Below are 18,369 nucleotides of genomic sequence, written 5' to 3' on the forward strand. Positions count from 1 at the left end.
TCGACTCCTATCGGGCGCGCTTAACATTTATACGGGAAGTAGCTCAGCTTGGTAGAGCACTTGGTTTGGGACCAAGGGGTCGCAGGTTCGAATCCTGTCTTCCCGATAACTTACTAATACTATATGGGGGCTTAGCTCAGATGGGAGAGCGCCTGCTTTGCACGCAGGAGGTCAGCGGTTCGATCCCGCTAGTCTCCACCATATAAACAAATAAATAAGGCGGTGTAGCTCAGCTGGCTAGAGCGTACGGTTCATACCCGTGAGGTCGGGGGTTCGATCCCCTCCACCGCCACTATTATTATTTTGAATTATATTTAGGACCTTTAGCTCAGTTGGTCAGAGCTAACGGCTCATAACCGTTCGGTCGCAGGTTCGAATCCTGCAAGGTCCATATAATTAAGGAGGAATACCCAAGTCCGGCTGAAGGGATCGGTCTTGAAAACCGACAGGGGCTTAACGGCTCGCGGGGGTTCGAATCCCTCTTCCTCCGCCATTTTTTCAAAATATGATTCAATAATAATGTACTTTAATTTTTAATGTGGAGGAATACCCAAGTCCGGCTGAAGGGATCGGTCTTGAAAACCGACAGGGGCTTAACGGCCCGCGGGGGTTCGAATCCCTCTTCCTCCGCCATTAATATTATTACCGCGGGATGGAGCAGTTCGGTAGCTCGTCGGGCTCATAACCCGAAGGTCGGTGGTTCAAATCCGCCTCCCGCAATTACATAATGGTCTCGTAGTGTAGCGGTTAACACGCCTGCCTGTCACGCAGGAGATCGCGGGTTCGATTCCCGTCGAGACCGCCATTATGGTTCAGTAGCTCAGTTGGTAGAGCAATGGATTGAAGCTCCATGTGTCGGCAGTTCGATTCTGTCCTGAACCATTTTTATGCAAGCCGGCCTAGCTCAACTGGTAGAGCAACTGACTTGTAATCAGTAGGTTGGGGGTTCAAGTCCTCTGGCCGGCATCACATGATGGAGGGGTAGCGAAGTGGCTAAACGCGGCGGACTGTAAATCCGCTCCTTCGGGTTCGGCAGTTCGAATCTGCCCCCCTCCACCATTGTTTTTATTTAATAGTATAGGGGTATAGTTCAACGGTAGAATAGAGGTCTCCAAAACCTTTGATGTGGGTTCGATTCCTACTACCCCTGCCATGGCGGCTGTGGCGAAGTGGTTAACGCATCGGATTGTGGTTCCGACATTCGTGGGTTCGATTCCCATCAGCCGCCCTTAATATTAATGGGCTATAGCCAAGCGGTAAGGCAACGGACTTTGACTCCGTCACGCGCTGGTTCGAATCCAGCTAGCCCAGTTAGATTGGCGGCATAGCCAAGTGGTAAGGCAGAGGTCTGCAAAACCTTTATCACCGGTTCAAATCCGGTTGCCGCCTCCATGTATATGCGGGAGTAGTTCAATTCTTAGAACAGGTTCCTTCCCGGAACAAGGTATAGGTGCAAGTCCTATCTTCCGCTCCATTTCAAATAATATATTATGCGGGAGTAGTTCAACTCTTAGAACAGGTTCCTTCCCGGAACAAGGTATAGGTGTAAATCCTATCTTCCGCTCCATTTCAAATATTATATTATGCGGGAGTAGTTCAACTCTTAGAACAGGTTCCTTCCCGGAACAAGGTATAGGTGCAAATCCTATCTTCCGCTCCAATTATTACTTCCAGGTAGGAAGTTTTTTATTTATAACATTGAGCCGGTGTGGCGGAATTGGCAGACGCGCGGGACTCAAAATCCCGTTCCTTTAGAGGAGTGTCGGTTCGATCCCGACCACCGGTATAATAATAACATCATAAAGTATTAACCTTGTATAGAAATCCCGTATCTTCGGGGTTTCTTTTTTTATAACTCCCATTAAGTATCACTGCTATTAAAGTTAGAACCTCACCGTCATTGAAAGGTAAAGTAGGAAGTAATAATGTATCAAAATCTACTAAAGTTAAATCATATTACAGTGCAGTATGTAAGATTACTGACAACAAAGAGAGAATCAAGGTAAATTAAAGTGGAATTGGTAAAGTTATGTTACAAGTAAATTAATCATATCATATACAAGGGTAGGCACGTACCAGGTGCTTGCCCTATTTTTTATTTACATACACGAACAAGTATTCTATTATATTCATGAGGTGATAATAAATCGAATCCAATTTAGACTGGAATAAAGATTTTCAAGAATGCCAGGATATTTTAAATTCAGGAATACATCACGAATAGTCATATAACACTAAAGTGAATTTGATACTTAATCCCGAATACACTGGTCAAGGTAAACAATTTTCTTTACTAAAGATATTATTAAAGCCAATAAAATAGTTCATTTTTATTAAAGTAAATATTGAAAGTAGGTATTTAAAATTAGTAAACAATTTCAAAAAGAAAAACTGTGGAGTAGATATAAATACGAGGTTTTATGGCATGATCAAAAAACTTATAATGATATTAGGTATTTGATGAATAATGATGCTCAAATTGAATTAGTACAACAAAAAATCCAATACGCCCTAAATAAGCAGCCATCTAAAGGTTCAATAATAAATGCTTATTGTCATATGTGGGGTTATTTTAAAAAGATAAGTACTGAACAAGAAAAACAGTTATTTATAAAATTAAAGATAGATTTCGAAAATCAAATAATAAGAGAAAAAGAATTAATTGATTTTATCAAGAGATTAGCTGATTTATATGAAGTAACTTATTTAAAACAATCTACTATTATAAATAACGCACCTAAATGAATAAGTGCGTTGTGTTTCTTATATTATAATGTGTGTAAATACCCCATCGGGATTTATTACACGTCATATTAAAAGTTTGGTCACTCAGTGGTCACATAGCAGTTTAAAGTATAGTGATAGAAACGTTTTTAAATGTAAATTATCCTGACCACCGGTATAATGATAAGTTAATAGGTCAAACCTAATTCAGAAACCTCGATTTATCGGGGTTTCTTTTTTTGTCCGCCAACATCATTAAATATATTGATCCTTGTATGAATGATTTATACTTACATATTTATATTTTAATTATAAAGCTTTTGGTTATATCTAATTAACATATAAGTTTACAGATAATATTAATTTTTATGTTTATATTTTACTTATTTACTTTTACATTTTACTATACTGAGTTATCGACTGTCCTAAAGAATTTAGCCTTTGTATAATAATATTTGAATGTAACGGTATGAAATTGTTGAATATTAATTTTATATGCTTACATTTTATATTACTCGTAGAAGGAGATTTAACATTGTGAAAACGTATAAAGAACATACTGCAAGAAAACACAACAAATACGCTATTAGAAAATTTAGTGTAGGTCTTGCCTCTATTATGGTTGGTAGTATTATATTTTTCGGCCATTACATGACTGCACAAGCGAGTGAAGTTCAAAATAATGAAGACTCAAATCAAAGTTCATTGCAGGCAAACAACGTAACAGAGGTAGATGTAGTGTCTGAGACTGGTGAACTAAAACCAAATGTACAAAGATCTTCAAACTCTGCTACAGTTGGTACGCAAGATAATTTGGCAGAACCAAATAACGCTATACACAATATTACAGAAGGGACAAATTCAGTAACAGAAAACAGGAACCAACAACAGCAAAGTGTACAAGAGACACCCAATAAAGCCGATAATACTACTAAGCAAGGAGAAGCACAAAACCAAGTCTCTAATCAATTATCACAAGTTAGAAAAGCAAATTTTCAAGAAATACCTCGAGACATCCCTCAACAAAATAATAATGTTCAGCACAGTGCGCCACAAGTTGTAGCAAATCATTCAACACCTGAATATCAATCATTAGATGCAAAGAAAGTTAAAAGACAAGTAATTAATAAATCAACTTATGATGTTGATGTCTTAAAAATAATAGAAAAAAATAAGCAACATCTGAATGAGGAAGAACGTAAATTCTTTTTAAGAATGGCATCACGTAATACGTCTTTTTTACCTAACGACTGGTCATTGATCTATAACCGTAATTATAAAGATATTTCCAGAAATGTTTTTGAACGTAAAATAGGTAAAGCAGGTAAAGAAAAAAATGAAAAAGTACTGACAGCAATGTATGATCTAATTGAACAGAGAAATAATAACGAATTTCATACAGAATTATCCAAAGATCATAAAAGATATATTAAAAAGCACAAATACAATTTAAAACAAAATATTAATGCTCAAAATCCAACAATTGATATTCGTTTATCAAAAGATATTATTGCAATTTCACAACCGAATAGTGTTGCACGTTTTGAATCTTGGGGATTAAGATTAAATGAAAACTTAGCTAATAAAATTGAAGAAGTCAAAGTAAATTATAATTGGAATAATAAATCTATCGAAAAAGTAATTAATAAAGATAGTAATGGCTTTTATTGGGTTAGAGGGGATGTCGATTTGCCTGTAAAATACCATCGTGCTGGTGGGGGAATGGATTTTGCACTAAAACTGAGACAAGGACTATTTATAGATAAAATAAATGATAAGCTTTGGGGTTATATTATTGCCGATTCAAATCAGAAAGCAACAATAGTTGGTTCTACGTTAAGTTTTAAAAAGTTTGATTTTGCAGAGCGTAATTATGATATAAACTTTAATGAAAAACTGCTGACATTACAAAAAAATCGATTAATTCGAAAGATTAATGACAATACAGAAAATTTTATCAATAAAGATAGTCTTAAACAGAAATATTTACAACAGGTTAATCATGCAATTGGAAATATCACTACAGTCAAAGAATTTGCGCAAGTACATCATACATTAGAGCAAATAAATACAAGTGTAGAAAGGGCAGCAAAAGAACTTAAAACGTCAACAATTAACAGTCTTGATGTTAATGCTCAAACTAAATTTGTAGATGTGTTTAAATATATTGACGCGCATAAAGACAAATTGACTAGTGAAGAGCATCAATTTTTACTACGTATGGTATCTCGCTTTGGCACTTTCCTAGAGCGTGATTGGAATTTAATGTATCAAGCTAGATATAATGAAATATCGAATAATGTGAATACTAGAGTATTAGGTAACCAAGTCAATCAGATTAATAAAATTTTAACTAATATGAGAGAGCTAATTCAAAGTCGAAACGGTGAAAACTACTTTAAAGATTTTAGTAGTGATAGTCAAAATAAATATCGAGTTAACAATTATTCCGTTGATTCAAATATTACAAAAGACGATATGAATAGACAACAAATTGTGTTAGGCATTAATAAAGGTCAAGTTACTTCTTTAGTTTCTTTATATAAAAAACGCATTAATAGATTCGAAAATTGGGGCTTACGTACGAATGAAGCTTTAAATGCTAAATTAGCTTCTGTTAAAGTTAGATATCGTTGGGCTAACCAAGATTATGAACGAGAATTAGTGAGATCTAAAGAGGGTGTTTATTGGTTCGATGAACGACAGTATCATGATGACAATAAATATCATTCTGGTGGTGGTGTGAAGTTTGTTGTGACATTTAAAAAAGGTCACATATTAGACCATGAGAATGACATGGCATGGGGTTATGTGATTAGTGATTCTAAAAATAAAATAACAGATGTTGGTGCCAATATTGGATTTGGTAAATATGATTTTAGAAGCAATCAATTAGACGCTACTTTTAACAATAATGCAGTTCAAATAGTGAAAGAAGATTTACAAAATTATATTACTAAGCACCAAGGTACTTTATTAGATAAAGGCGGCGATGTGAATCACTTTACTGAAAGCCTAAATGCTATAAACACAAATGGAAGTAATACCGAAGTCATAGCTCAATTATCACAATTAGGCAGAGCAATAAACACAGCTATAAATAAATCAGTGAATCAATCTAACGTTATTGTTATTCCAACTAATAAACAGCATATTGGTACCTATGCTAAAGGGTTGAAAGATGTTTAATTTATAAGCGCACAAAGTTTAAATACAAATCCAATAAATTCTCTTAATCCGGATGGATCATTAGATATCCAGCCTAAAGGTTATTTTTTCTATAAGGTCAAAGCGACAGATAAATTAGCGACTGGTAATAAATTTAACTTACAAATTAAAACTAAGTCAGTTGCGGAACAAACACGCTTTGAGTATGCATTTATAGGTGCTGATAATAAATATATAAGTAAAAATCTTATGATACCAAAAGTCGAGGATGGCTTATACCAATTAAACAATATATTGGTTCCAAAAGGTACAAATGCTATCATGTTACGTTTAGACAATAGAAATGGTAATAGTGATGTAGCAATTCAAAATATATCTCTAATTGCACACGAAGCATTAACGAATGAAGCAAGTAGAAATAATTTAATCGTTGTGCCTCCAAGTCAGCAACATATCGTAAATTTTGCGAAATCAATCAAAGATAGTTATTTTTCATCTTATCAAGCGAAAAACAGCTCACCGAACAATTCGTTTGATAAAGACGGCTCATTAACAATTGCACCGTCTGGTTATTTCTTCTATAACTTAAATACAATTAACGATTTAGCTCCAGGCAAACAATTCAAGATTCAAGTAATTACAGCACACAATGCTGATAAGTCAAAAGTAGAATATCGATTTACTAAAGGCGAAAATAATGAAAAACTACCGATTATAAGTGTACAAAAAGATGCACAAGGTAATTTTGTATCAGATAATATTACAGTTCCAGAAAATGCCAAAACATTAGCGTTACGTATAGATAATCGTCAAGGTTCAGAAGAATTTAAAATACTGGGAGTAAATGTATTTCCTGTACAAGTATAATTCCAGTAGTTGTTATAACTAACAATGCTTAATAAACAACAATTAGTGAAACTTAACTAATATATACTGTGTTAAAAGTTGACTATTAATAACACATACAGAGCAAGTAAAGTGATTTGTTAAAACAAGTTACTTTCTTGCTCTTTTTTACCATAGATAATTGCATATTTTATTATTAATTACGGTAAAAATTTAAAACAATAAGTATTTAGGTACTCCCTTTTTTTGTCACTTTCAATTATAATCAACATTAAGGTTTTAACTAGTATATAAGATAAAGAAGTCTTTAATGTGATTTGGAGGACAATAAATATGAGTAAAGGAAGTATGACACCTAAAATCTTTTTAATGAATATATTAAATGCTGTAGGTGCTGGTGTAGTTATCGCTTTACTACCTAATGCGTTATTGGGTGAATTGTTAAAGCTTTTTAAAGATGGTTATCCGACATTACAAACGATTTATGAAATTGTCGTGGTTATCCAATCATTTATGCCATTTATTATAGGTGTGTTAGCTGCACACCAATTTAAATTTAGTGGTGCAGGTGCCACAATGATTGGAACTTCTGCAATGATTGGGAGTGGTGTAATCAAAGTAACAGGCACTAGTTTCAATATGAGTGGTGTCGGTGACATCATTAACGTTATCGTGGTAGTAATAATTACGTGTGCATTATATATGCTGTTACAAAATAAATTAGGTTCATTAGAGATGATTATTTTACCGGTGTTGATTCCAGTAATTGGTGGGGGACTTGGGTTATATACTTTGCCTTATGTCACAAATGTTACAAAAACAATAGGTCAAATCGTAAATTCATTTACTGATTTTAATCCTTTATTGATGTCAATTTTAATATGTATTACATATGCATTATTAATGGTTACACCAATATCCGTAGTAGCTATTGCTACAGCAATTGGATTAACTGGTTTAGGCAGTGGTGCTGCTAATATGGGAATTGTTGCTGCTTGTGTGACGTTTTTATTTGGATCCATACGTATCAATTCAGCAGGTGTTAATTTAGTCTTAATCATTGGCGCAGCCAAAATGATGATTCCAGTCTATCTACGTAATCCTATCATCATGATTCCACTTATTATTAATGGTACTATTGGTGGTTTATTGACATATTTTGTGGGCATTAAAGGAACACCGATGTCGGCAGGATTTGGTTATACTGGTTTAGTAGGTCCTATTAATGCCTTTAATAGAATGGAAGGAGATGCAATGATGAATATTATACTGTTAGTATTTGCTTACTTTATTATTCCATTCGTTGCAGCATTCTTTGTTCATGGACTATGTAAAAGGTTAATGGCGGGCTATTCTGATGATATTTATCAATTTGAAATACCCAAACAATAATTATTTAGGTTAAAGTAAAAATGAGCAGTATTGATTCACAGCATGTGAATTAATACTGCTTTATTTTTATACATATAATATACAATAATATTGTTGATCATTCGATTTCATACCTTAATAATAGCAAATTCTTTAAAATGATATTGAATAACATTGCGTAATTGTGTATAATAATAAAATATATTGAAAGGGGCACTGATGAATGGCACAATCTGGGAAATTAATATTAGTAGTAATCATAATGTTTAGCTCATTGCTTATGTATGTTCAACCAACAACTTATGCAGCACAAGATGAGCAATGGGAAAAAATAAAAGAACGTGGTGAATTACGTGTTGGATTATCAGCCGATTATGCACCATATGAATTTGAACACAACGTAGATGGTAAACGTAAGTATGATGGTATAGATATAGATTTAGCGAAAAAGATTGCTAAAGATAATAATTTAAAATTAAAAATTGTAAATATGCAATTTGATAGTTTATTAGGTGCAATAAAAACAGGGAAAATTGATATTATTATCTCAGGTATGACACCAACACCTGAACGAGAAAAAGAAGTTGATTTTTCCAATCCATATATGACAGTAACGCAAAAAATGATTATTAAAAAATCAGAAGACGATAAATTACAAAAGTTAGATGATTTTGCTAATAAAAAAATTGGCGTACAAAAACAAACTCAACAAGAAACGATAGCAAAAAATGAAATTGACAATGCTAATATCCAGTCTTTAACGAGAGTACCGGAAGTGATAATGTCCTTGAAAAGTGGTAAGGTCAGTGGCATGGTTATCGAAGGACCAGTGGCAGAAGCATATTTAAAACAAAACCCAGATTTAAAATTTGCTGAAGGAGTTAAATTTGAAGAAGGGGAAAAAAATACAGCAATTGCAGTGCCCAAAAATTCACCGGAACTAATGAAACATTTAAATGCGACGATTAAAGATGTGAAAGATAATAATTTAATTGCGGATTATAAAGACAATGCAGCAGAAGCAATGAAAAAAGATGACGGTAATTTCTTTACAAAATATGGTAACTTTTTCTTAAAAGGAATACAAAACACGATCTTAATTTCTATTGTAGGAGTAGTTTTAGGTGCGATTTTAGGTTCAGTGTTAGCATTATTTAAATTAAGTAAAGTTAAACCGTTGAGATGGTTAGCATCGGCTTATATTGAATTTTTAAGAGGTACACCGCTTTTAGTACAAGTCTTTTTAGTTTATTTTGGTTCAACAGCAGTCTTAGGTTGGAATCTTTCCGCATTAATTTGCGGTATGATAGCACTTGTTATTAATTGTTCAGCTTATATTGCGGAAATTATTAGAGCAGGTATTAATGCAGTTGATAAAGGGCAAATGGAGGCAGCTAGAAGTTTAGGTTTGTCTTATGGTCAAACAATGAAAAGTGTCATATTACCGCAAGCCATTAAAAATATATTACCGGCTTTAGGTAACGAATTTGTTACAGTGATCAAAGAATCATCTATTGTCTCTGTAATTGGTGTCAGTGAAATTATGTTTAATGCTCAAGTAGTACAAGGTGCTTCTTTTGATCCGTTTACGCCACTATTAGTAGCAGCAGTACTATACTTTATTCTTACATTTACATTGTCACGTATTATGTATTTCTTTGAAGGGAGATTGAAAGTCAGTGATTGATATTAAAAATTTAACTAAGTCCTTTGGACAAAATGAAGTATTAAAGGGTATTGACTTATCGATTGAACGCGGAGAAGTTGTTGCTATCATCGGACCTTCAGGAAGCGGGAAAAGTACTTTTTTACGATGCATGAATTTATTAGAAACACCAACGAGTGGTGAAGTGATATTTAATGGCAATAGTTTAACTGCAAAAGATACCAAACTTGAACAATTGAGACAAAATATGGGTATGGTTTTTCAAAATTTTAATTTATTTCCACATAAAAAGGTAATAGATAACATATTATTAGCTCCGACACTATTAAAAAAAGGAAATAACAGTGATTTGCAACAAACTGCAATGACTTTATTAGACAAAGTAGGTTTAGCTGATAAAGCTGACGCCTATCCATCACAACTATCTGGAGGACAAAAGCAAAGAGTTGCTATAGCCAGAGCATTAGCAATGAATCCAGAAGTATTGTTATTTGATGAACCAACATCTGCATTAGATCCAGAAGTTGTTGGTGACGTATTAGAAGTTATGCAAAATTTAGCCAAAGAAGGTATGACAATGGTAGTCGTTACGCATGAGATGAATTTTGCTAAAGACGTCAGCAATAAAGTGGTATTTATGGCAGACGGCTATGTTGTTGAGTCAGGTTCACCGCAAGATATATTTGAAACACCACAGCATGACAGAACGAAAAGCTTTTTAGCCAGAGTGTTATAGCATAATTAAATTAAGTGATCACGTATGATAGATGAAATGCGTTGGTCGCTTAATTTTTTTAGTTAACAACAATAATTCAACATACGTAGCGTTAGTATTTTATGTTAAACTATGACTTGTATGCTTAAAAGTGGGGTGAAAAAATGGATATAAATCAATTGAAACAAGAAGTTATCGATTATGCACATTCCATTGGTATAGATCATATCGGTTTTACGACTGCAGATCCATTTGATGAATTAAAACAAAAGCTTGAAGATTATCATAGTAAGGGATATGCTTCAGGATTTGAAGAACCTGATATTAATTTAAGAACAGAACCCAAACTATCTTTGCCAACAGCACGTTCAATTATTGCAATAGCAGTAGGCTATCCTAATAAGTTGAAAGGTGCACCGAAAAGTGTAAGAGGTGACCGTCGAGGACTATTTGCCCGTGCATCTTGGGGGCAAGATTATCACACGATTATGCGTAAGAGACTAGATAAATTAGAACAATTTTTGCGTTCGAAAGTTGCAGATATTGAAGTTAAATCTATGGTTGATACAGGCGTATTATCAGATAGAGCTGTAGCTGAAAGAGCAGGTTTAGGCTTTACTGGTAGAAATGGTTTCGTCATTAATCCTGACTTAGGCACTTGGACCTATTTAGGAGAAATGCTTGTTAGTGTGCCATTTGCACCAGATGACCCGCTGTTAGATAGCTGTGGAGATTGTACAATATGTGTTGATCGTTGCCCTACAGGTGCGCTTGTAGGAGATGGACAATTAAATAGTCAAAAATGTATAAGTTTCTTAACTCAAACGAAAGGCTATATGGCAGACGAATATCGTTATAAAATAGGTAATCGTTTATATGGCTGTGATACGTGTCAGCAAGTTTGTCCGAAAAACAGAGGCATTAATACACAACATGATGATATTGTCTTAGAACCGGAAATATTAAAACCTAGATTAGTGCCATTATTAAAAATGTCTAATAAGAAGTTTAAAAATACTTATGGACATTTAGCAGGTGCATGGCGTGGCAAGAAACCTATTCAACGTAACGCAATTTTAGCCTTAGCTCATTTTAAGGAAGAAGCAGCCATTCCTGATCTTAAAGATGTGGCTTTAACTGATCCTAGACCAATGATTAGAGCTACAGCATATTGGGCTATTGGTCAAATACTTGGCGAAGAAGCGCGTCCATTTATTGATGCTTATTACGATACTGAAATAGAAGAAGTTCAACAAGAAATGTTAAAAGGATTGGAACAGAGGAGAGAACATTAAGATGACAAACCATATTGTATTATTTCAACCAGAAATCCCAGGAAACACTGGTAGTATTGCACGTACTTGTGCAGGAACATATACCAACTTACATCTAATTAAACCATTAGGCTTTAGTACGGATGATAAGATGTTAAAACGCGCTGGTTTAGATTACTGGGATAGCGTAAATATAACGTATCATGAAAGTATCGAAGCGTTTTTTGAGTCTACAGAGGGTCATTATTATTTACTGACTAAATTTGGACAACAAACTTATTCAACATTTGATTTTTCAAATACTGAAGAAGACCATTATTTTGTTTTTGGCAGAGAAACGACAGGGTTACCTGACTGGGTCAAAGAAAAATATAAAGATACTGCATTAAGAATGCCGATGAATAATAATATAAGATCATTAAATTTGTCTAACACAGCATCTATTTTAATTTATGAAGCGTTAAGACAACAAAATTATCCTGATTTAACTTAATTTATTTGAATATCAGTGAAAAATCTTGTCAAGATTTGTATAATGTAAGTAATAAGTATTAAATTGCATGTATACTGAAGATTAACTTCAAGGATTATGCGTTTAATCTTCTCAACACAAGGGTAATTATAAAAGAATATTAATGTCTGTACTAATAGAATACGAGGAGTGTAATAACAATGGCAATGAACTTTAAAGTATTAGAAAACGAACACGTTGTGGCAGAATATGTCGCTGATATTTTACGTAAACAATTTAATAATAATCCAACAACTATCGCTGGACTACATCTAGCTAAAGAAAATGCACCAGTATTGGACGAATTAAAAAAGAATGTGGATTCACACGCAGTTGATTTTAGTCAAATTAATATTTTAGATTATGATGACAATAAATCTTATTATGAAGCATTAGGTGTACCTAATGGTCAAATTTATAATGTGTCATTTAGTGAAGATACAGAGTCATTTATTAAAGATAAAATTAAAACAAAAGAAAACAAAGGAAAACTTATTGTACAAGTAGTATCATTAGATGCTTCAGGTAATTTAGATGTTGCTTTAAGACAAGGGTTATTGAGCTCTCGTGAAGTATTGTTGGTAATTACAGGTACTGATAAAAAAGATGCAGTTAAAAAATTATATGAAGAAAATGGTAAAACAAACTTCGAGCCTGCTGACTTAAAAGCACATAGAATGGTTAATGTCATTTTAGATGAAGCGGCTGCAGAAGGCTTACCTGAAGATGTACGCCAATATTTTACTGCTAGATTTGCTTAAATCATTTATAAAGTGAGGGAATTGTTGTGTCTAATGAAAAACATAATAATCATCAAGATGAAGAAATTGAAAATGAGATGGTAGATAGTTTTGATGATGTAGTTGATTTAGGTAAAGAGATGGAACAGATTTCTGAAGAAAATGATGAAGAAAAATTAAATAAATCTCATGATGCTGAAACACGTTCAGATTTAGATGAGTAGCAATAACAAGAACTTTAATGGACAAAATTAGTAATCAAAACATAGACTTTTTGATTACTGTTTTGTCCTTTTTTAGAATATATTTATCTATTTTGAAACGCTATCGGTTACTTGAATATGTTATGATTAGAGCATTCTAAGTATTAAGGAGAATTTAAGACAATGCTAAGTAAAAACTGGAAAAAGATTATGATTAGTGCATTTATCATAAATTTGATTTCAATAAAGGGATTTCCTATGGCAATTGGCGCAGTTTATTTACCAATTTTATTTAAAATAATTAAAATGCAAATGAATTTATCTAAAGGATTGGTGGATCAAGTAAATCCTAAAACATTTATCAAAAGTAACCAAACAGGCATTATTGTGAGTGTTATTTGTTGTATAGTGATTTCAATACTATTGTTGAAGCCATTAAATGATTTTTATAACAGTTTAGGAGGATTTTTAGCCACTTTAATAACGATTAGTCCTATCACTATGATTATAGGCGCAATACTGCTTATATTGACTGCTATGGCCATTATCCAAGCAGCCAAAGCACACTATGCACAAGAAGTATTAAATAAAGAACAAGCTTAATTGTTTTTATCTGTTAAAATGCTATAGATGGTGTTTCTAATTTGCAATAATTGAAGCATATTGAGTGAAATAGCCACCTTTATATTAAAAAAGGTGAGGTGTTTCACTCTTTTTTTAAAATGAAATAGTAGTTTTTTGAAAACGCTACAATATACAATTGCCCCGATAAATTGTTTAATGCTATACTAAAAACGAACTAAGAATATCGAAGGGGAGTATACATATGTCAGTAAGAATTGAACACGATACATTTGGTGAAATTGAAGTACCAGCAGATAAATATTGGGGTGCGCAGACAGAAAGAAGTAAACGTAATTTTCCAGTCGGTAAAGAGCGTATGCCAATTGAAGTAGTATATGGGTTTGCTCAATTGAAACGTGCTGCAGCATTAGCCAATCATGAATTAGGTAAACTATCAGATGATAAAAAAAATGCGATTGTATATGCATGTGATCGTATTTTAAACAAAGAATTAGACGAACATTTTCCACTTGTTGTATGGCAAACTGGTAGCGGTACACAAAGTAATATGAACGTCAATGAAGTTGTAAGCTTCGTAGCCAATCAATATTTACAAGACAATAATTCGAATGAACAAATTCATCCGAACGATGATGTAAATAAATCACAAAGTTCTAATGATACATTCCCAACGGCTATGCATGTAGCTCTATATAGTGAAATTGAAACTAAATTAGAACCAGCACTACAACATTTAAGAGATACGTTTAAAGAAAAAGAAGAGCAATTTTATGATATTATCAAAATAGGACGTACACACTTACAAGACGCAACACCAATTCGTTTAGGCCAAGAAATTAGTGGTTGGAGATATATGTTAGATAAGTGTGAAACACTGTTAGCTGAATCGAAAGCTCACATCTTAAACTTAGCTATTGGTGGTACGGCAGTCGGTACTGGTATTAATGCTCATCCAGAGTTTGGAGATAAAGTGGCGAAATTTATCGCAGAAAATACTGGTTATGCATTTGTATCTTCTGACAATAAGTTCCATGCGTTAACTGCGCACGATGAAGTTGTACAATTGCATGGTACATTGAAAGCTCTTGCTGGAGATTTAACTAAAATTGCAAATGATGTTCGTTGGTTAGCATCGGGCCCTCGTGCTGGGTTGGCAGAAATTGCTATTCCTGAAAATGAACCAGGATCTTCAATTATGCCAGGAAAAGTAAATCCAACACAATGTGAAATGTTAACAATGGTTGCTACACAAGTAATGGGTAACGATGCAGCTGTTGGCTTTGCAAGTTCACAAGGTAATTTTGAATTAAATGTCTACAAACCAGTAATTTTGCATAACACATTACAATCTATTTATTTACTTGCAGATGGAATGCAAACATTTAATGATAATTGTGCTGTAGGTATTGAGCCAATTCAGGAAAATATTGATAATTATTTAAATCAATCATTAATGTTAGTTACAGCATTAAACCCACATATTGGTTATGAAAAAGCAGCACACATTGCTAAAAAAGCACATAAAGAAGGACTGACTTTAAAAGATTCTGCAATTCAATCCGGATATTTAACTGCAGAACAATTTGATGAATGGATCAAACCTGAAGACATGGTAGAGCCTAAATAAAAGAACAATAAATAACATATAAAGAGGCTGGTACATTGTATAAATGCACTAGCCTCTTTTTGACATGTAATACAGTGACAACTTTCAGGAAATTACTGTTTCACATCATCATCTAATGATACGCTTATTTGGTTTTGTGTCAGCGGATGGGTAAATTCAATTTTATAACTTTGTAATTTTAGTTGGCGCAAAGTAGAATTACCATACAATGGATCACCGATAACAGGATGGCCAATTTCAGCTAAATGTACACGAATTTGATGTGTACGTCCTGTGTCTAATTTTAGTTCAATTTGGCATCTATTTTCATCAACCATTTGCGAACTTAAAATGTGTGTTATCGCACGTTGACCTGTTTGAGAGATTCGGCGTCTATTTGGATGGAATTTATCTTTACCTATAGGCATGTCTATTGTTTGTGGCTTAATAGGTAATAAACTCTTTACTTCAGCTCGATAAATGCGGTCAATTTGATTATCTTCTAACATGCGGTCTAAAATCTTTTTCATTAAAGGATTTTTAGCAACAATAAGTAATCCTACAGTTTCTTGATCGAGACGATGAATCGGTTCAACATAGTCATTATTTAGAGTATATATGACGTGATTCATTAAAGTATTACTTTCTTTTAAATCATTTGGATGTGTTTTAACACCTTTAGGCTTCATTACAATAGCCAAATCATCATCTTCATAGTAAATTTGAACATATCGATAACTAGGTAAATAATTACTTTCTTCTGCTGGGTTTGGTAGGTAAACGTCATCACCTGCATTTACTTGATTAATTAACTTAGCAGGCTGATCATTGACAGTAATTTCATTGGACATATTTAAAGTGTGTAAATCTTTTTTTGGTAAGTTTAAGTGTTGAAAAATTTCTCTAATAGTATATTGATCAAACTTTTCTGGGATTTTAAATTTCATGGTATCCTCCTCAATCATTCCTAACTATCATACCATATCACTTACACTAAAAAAATCTGAATATAGTGTATTCCTATAAAATAATATAGTCCTTGCTATTTATTAGGTAAACATAGAGTTACTATACACATTTAAAGTCTCAGTAGCTTTGCAGTTAAAAGTTTTACTTATATTTCGTTTATAGTAATGAAGCTGTATAATATAAAGTGAGCAACAAGTGAAAAGGGGGGACAATATATGGAAAAGCCTACCCGTTTGGCTTTATTAAAAGAAATAGCCGAATATTTAAATGAAGAAACCGAAACTTACAATATGATGCAAGGTGCGTTGAGATTTTTAATCGATGGCACTGAATTTACAACAGGTTGGATATTTTTTATAGATGATGAAGGACATCATGAATTAGTATCTGATGTCGATTTGCCGAGAGCACTGTCAAAACATGATTGTAAATATATGAAAGATGGCACTTGTTGGTGTGTCCAAGCATATCATAATGAAAAACTAACGAAAGCCTCAAATATTATAAATTGTTCGCGTATTAATTTGGCAAATCATGCTTATCATGAAGAAACAGATGGTGTGACACACCACGCAACCGTACCACTTCGCTCAGGTTCTGAACAATTTGGTTTGTTAAATGTTGCCACACCGCATACAAAGCGCTACAGTGAAGAAGATTTAGAATTACTAGAATCAGTAGCTTTTCAAATCGGTTCAGCGATTAAACGTATTATGTTGACCGATCAAGAAAAAGAAGCAGCACGTATAAATGAACGAAATAGACTGGCGAGAGATTTGCATGATTCAGTGAATCAAATGTTATTTTCAGTAAAATTAACTGCACACGCAGCAAAAGTAATGTCTAAAGAAAGTGTGTCACAACAAGCATTCACTGTGATTGAAGAGACGAGCCAACAAGCAGTTAATGAAATGCGAGCGTTAATTTGGCAATTAAAACCTATAGGACTGGAACAGGGGTTAATATTTGCGATAACTAAATATAGTGAAATGGTAAATCTATCATTGACTGTCGATGTTGAGGGTTTAATTAAATTACCTAGCTTAATAGAAGAAAATGTATATAGAATAATGCAAGAAGCATTAAATAATACACGTAAACATGCAGGTACTTCAAATGTACACTTAACTTTAAATCAAACAGCTAGCCATATATTTATTGAAATAAGCGATGACGGCAACGGTTTTGATAGTGGTCAAAAAGCAGTGGACAATGCACATGGTCTTAATAATATGAAACAACGAACGAAGATGATAGATGGAAATTTACAAGTTAACTCAACAGAGGGAGCAGGTACGACAATCGCGTTACTGATTCCCGTTAAAGCCTAAGGGAGGAAGATTATTAATGTATCGAATAATGTTAGTAGATGATCTTCATATTGTAAGACAAGGTTTAGAATTTTTATTATCAACAGTTGATGACTTAGAAGTTGTAATGGGATTCTCAGATGGTAAAACCTTTTTAACGCATTTAGCAGAGCATCAAGATAATATGCCAGACATAGTATTACTCGATTTAGTTATGCCTGAAATGAATGGTATTGAAATAACTGAAATATTGAAAACCAAGTATCCAGATATCAAAATTTTAGTATTAACGAGTTACATAGATGATGAGCATGTTATTTCAGCCGTTGATAAAGGTGCAGATGGCTATGAAATGAAAGATGTTGAACCTGAACAGTTAATTAATACTATTAAAAGTGTGTTGAATGGCGAAAAAATTATACACCCGCAAGCTCAAAGTGTAATTGAAGCGGTACGTAATAAACCTCATATGACGAACAAATTATCAAAACGAGAAATTGAAGTCTTATCCGAAATGGTTAAAGGTAAGACCAATAAAGATATTGCAGAAACATTATTTGTTTCAGAAAAAACAATAAAAACTCATGTCAGTCATATATTAAATAAGCTACAAGTTTCAGATAGAACGCAAGCTGCAATTTACGCGATGGAAAATAAAATAGTGTGAAAATGATAAATATA

15 protein-coding genes, 19 tRNA genes and 1 pseudogene are annotated in these 18,369 nt (G+C 33.4%); 34 read left to right on the forward strand and 1 reads right to left on the reverse strand.

The annotated features are described in order from the left end of the window. Positions 1 to 32 precede the first annotated feature (32 nt). From KA845_RS10440 to fumC, 32 genes and pseudogenes are all read left to right on the forward strand, one after another. A tRNA-Pro gene (locus tag KA845_RS10440) sits at positions 33 to 106 on the forward strand. A 19-nt stretch (positions 107 to 125) separates the two neighbouring features. Further along, positions 126 to 201, forward strand: a tRNA-Ala gene (locus KA845_RS10445). A gap of 17 nt (positions 202 to 218) precedes the next feature. Beyond that, positions 219 to 292: transfer RNA gene (locus KA845_RS10450), tRNA-Met, on the forward strand. Positions 293 to 317: 25 nt separating this feature from the next. Then, a tRNA-Ile gene (locus KA845_RS10455) sits at positions 318 to 391 on the forward strand. A gap of 9 nt (positions 392 to 400) precedes the next feature. Continuing rightward, positions 401 to 493, forward strand: a tRNA-Ser gene (locus KA845_RS10460). 47 nt (positions 494 to 540) lie between these two features. Further along, a tRNA-Ser gene (locus tag KA845_RS10465) sits at positions 541 to 633 on the forward strand. 13 nt (positions 634 to 646) lie between these two features. After that, positions 647 to 720: transfer RNA gene (locus tag KA845_RS10470), tRNA-Met, on the forward strand. A gap of 9 nt (positions 721 to 729) precedes the next feature. Continuing rightward, positions 730 to 805, forward strand: a tRNA-Asp gene (locus KA845_RS10475). Between the two features lie 4 nt (positions 806 to 809). Next, positions 810 to 882 (forward strand) — tRNA-Phe (locus KA845_RS10480). 11 nt (positions 883 to 893) lie between these two features. After that, positions 894 to 966, forward strand: a tRNA-Thr gene (locus tag KA845_RS10485). A 9-nt stretch (positions 967 to 975) separates the two neighbouring features. Further along, positions 976 to 1,059: transfer RNA gene (locus KA845_RS10490), tRNA-Tyr, on the forward strand. Positions 1,060 to 1,079: 20 nt separating this feature from the next. Continuing rightward, a tRNA-Trp gene (locus KA845_RS10495) sits at positions 1,080 to 1,153 on the forward strand. Between the two features lie 2 nt (positions 1,154 to 1,155). Beyond that, positions 1,156 to 1,228, forward strand: a tRNA-His gene (locus tag KA845_RS10500). Between the two features lie 11 nt (positions 1,229 to 1,239). Then, positions 1,240 to 1,311, forward strand: a tRNA-Gln gene (locus KA845_RS10505). A 7-nt stretch (positions 1,312 to 1,318) separates the two neighbouring features. Then, positions 1,319 to 1,392 (forward strand) — tRNA-Cys (locus KA845_RS10510). A 7-nt stretch (positions 1,393 to 1,399) separates the two neighbouring features. After that, positions 1,400 to 1,474, forward strand: a tRNA-Gly gene (locus tag KA845_RS10515). An 18-nt stretch (positions 1,475 to 1,492) separates the two neighbouring features. Continuing rightward, positions 1,493 to 1,567 (forward strand) — tRNA-Gly (locus tag KA845_RS10520). An 18-nt stretch (positions 1,568 to 1,585) separates the two neighbouring features. After that, positions 1,586 to 1,660, forward strand: a tRNA-Gly gene (locus tag KA845_RS10525). 42 nt (positions 1,661 to 1,702) lie between these two features. Then, positions 1,703 to 1,786: transfer RNA gene (locus KA845_RS10530), tRNA-Leu, on the forward strand. A gap of 360 nt (positions 1,787 to 2,146) precedes the next feature. Further along, positions 2,147 to 2,337, forward strand: a pseudogene (locus KA845_RS13040) (hypothetical protein). A gap of 54 nt (positions 2,338 to 2,391) precedes the next feature. Then, positions 2,392 to 2,745, forward strand: a complete 354-nt coding sequence (locus KA845_RS10535) for a DUF1722 domain-containing protein (protein ID WP_210147007.1) — start codon at positions 2,392 to 2,394, stop codon at positions 2,743 to 2,745. A gap of 516 nt (positions 2,746 to 3,261) precedes the next feature. Continuing rightward, positions 3,262 to 5,913: a YSIRK-type signal peptide-containing protein gene (locus tag KA845_RS10540; protein WP_210128050.1), complete on the forward strand. Its 2,652-nt coding sequence runs from the start codon at positions 3,262 to 3,264 to the stop codon at positions 5,911 to 5,913. Positions 5,914 to 6,141: 228 nt separating this feature from the next. Beyond that, the gene (locus tag KA845_RS10545) at positions 6,142 to 6,759 is read left to right on the forward strand and encodes a hypothetical protein (protein WP_210128052.1); all 618 of its coding nucleotides are present in this window, start codon (positions 6,142 to 6,144) and stop codon (positions 6,757 to 6,759) included. A 312-nt stretch (positions 6,760 to 7,071) separates the two neighbouring features. Next, positions 7,072 to 8,130, forward strand: a complete 1,059-nt coding sequence (locus tag KA845_RS10550; RefSeq protein WP_103388778.1) for a PTS sugar transporter subunit IIC — start codon at positions 7,072 to 7,074, stop codon at positions 8,128 to 8,130. 241 nt (positions 8,131 to 8,371) lie between these two features. Beyond that, positions 8,372 to 9,796 (forward strand): ABC transporter substrate-binding protein/permease, encoded by a 1,425-nt coding sequence (locus KA845_RS10555; protein ID WP_371861096.1) that lies wholly within the window; start codon positions 8,372 to 8,374, stop codon positions 9,794 to 9,796. Then, entirely contained in the window at positions 9,789 to 10,511 is a 723-nt protein-coding gene (locus KA845_RS10560) for an amino acid ABC transporter ATP-binding protein (protein WP_002509223.1), read from the forward strand. Before KA845_RS10555 ends, KA845_RS10560 begins: the two co-directional genes overlap by 8 nt. Positions 10,512 to 10,654: 143 nt before the next feature. After that, positions 10,655 to 11,785 (forward strand): tRNA epoxyqueuosine(34) reductase QueG, encoded by a 1,131-nt coding sequence (queG, locus tag KA845_RS10565; protein WP_210128054.1) that lies wholly within the window; start codon positions 10,655 to 10,657, stop codon positions 11,783 to 11,785. Position 11,786: 1 nt separating this feature from the next. Beyond that, positions 11,787 to 12,257 carry a tRNA (uridine(34)/cytosine(34)/5-carboxymethylaminomethyluridine(34)-2'-O)-methyltransferase TrmL gene (trmL, locus tag KA845_RS10570; RefSeq protein WP_002509221.1) on the forward strand — a complete coding sequence of 157 codons (471 nt, stop codon included), beginning with the start codon at positions 11,787 to 11,789 and terminating at the stop codon, positions 12,255 to 12,257. A 179-nt stretch (positions 12,258 to 12,436) separates the two neighbouring features. Then, positions 12,437 to 13,036 (forward strand): sugar phosphate isomerase family, encoded by a 600-nt coding sequence (locus KA845_RS10575; RefSeq protein WP_002509220.1) that lies wholly within the window; start codon positions 12,437 to 12,439, stop codon positions 13,034 to 13,036. A gap of 26 nt (positions 13,037 to 13,062) precedes the next feature. After that, positions 13,063 to 13,239: an SAS053 family DNA gyrase inhibitor gene (locus tag KA845_RS10580; RefSeq protein WP_002509219.1), complete on the forward strand. Its 177-nt coding sequence runs from the start codon at positions 13,063 to 13,065 to the stop codon at positions 13,237 to 13,239. A 162-nt stretch (positions 13,240 to 13,401) separates the two neighbouring features. Then, a complete protein-coding gene (locus KA845_RS10585; protein ID WP_107374056.1) occupies positions 13,402 to 13,821 on the forward strand; it encodes a hypothetical protein in 420 nt (139 codons plus the stop codon). Between the two features lie 223 nt (positions 13,822 to 14,044). Further along, complete coding sequence (fumC, locus tag KA845_RS10590; RefSeq protein WP_135024694.1) at positions 14,045 to 15,430, forward strand: class II fumarate hydratase; 1,386 nt, start codon at positions 14,045 to 14,047, stop codon at positions 15,428 to 15,430. 92 nt (positions 15,431 to 15,522) lie between these two features. On the opposite strand, the gene KA845_RS10595 is transcribed toward fumC, so the two are convergent. Next, entirely contained in the window at positions 15,523 to 16,356 is an 834-nt protein-coding gene (locus KA845_RS10595; RefSeq protein WP_210128056.1) for an RluA family pseudouridine synthase, read from the reverse strand. 237 nt (positions 16,357 to 16,593) lie between these two features. Here KA845_RS10595 and KA845_RS10600 point away from each other — a divergent pair, with 237 nt between their 5' ends. Together KA845_RS10600 and KA845_RS10605 are read left to right on the forward strand one after the other, a co-directional pair. Continuing rightward, positions 16,594 to 17,709 (forward strand): GAF domain-containing sensor histidine kinase, encoded by a 1,116-nt coding sequence (locus tag KA845_RS10600; RefSeq protein WP_103388782.1) that lies wholly within the window; start codon positions 16,594 to 16,596, stop codon positions 17,707 to 17,709. A 16-nt stretch (positions 17,710 to 17,725) separates the two neighbouring features. After that, complete coding sequence (locus KA845_RS10605; RefSeq protein WP_210128058.1) at positions 17,726 to 18,355, forward strand: response regulator; 630 nt, start codon at positions 17,726 to 17,728, stop codon at positions 18,353 to 18,355. Positions 18,356 to 18,369 lie beyond the last annotated feature (14 nt).

The sequence above is a fragment of the Staphylococcus sp. GDX8P114P-2 genome, assembly GCF_017892945.1.
GTDB classification, from domain to species: domain Bacteria; phylum Bacillota; class Bacilli; order Staphylococcales; family Staphylococcaceae; genus Staphylococcus; species Staphylococcus arlettae.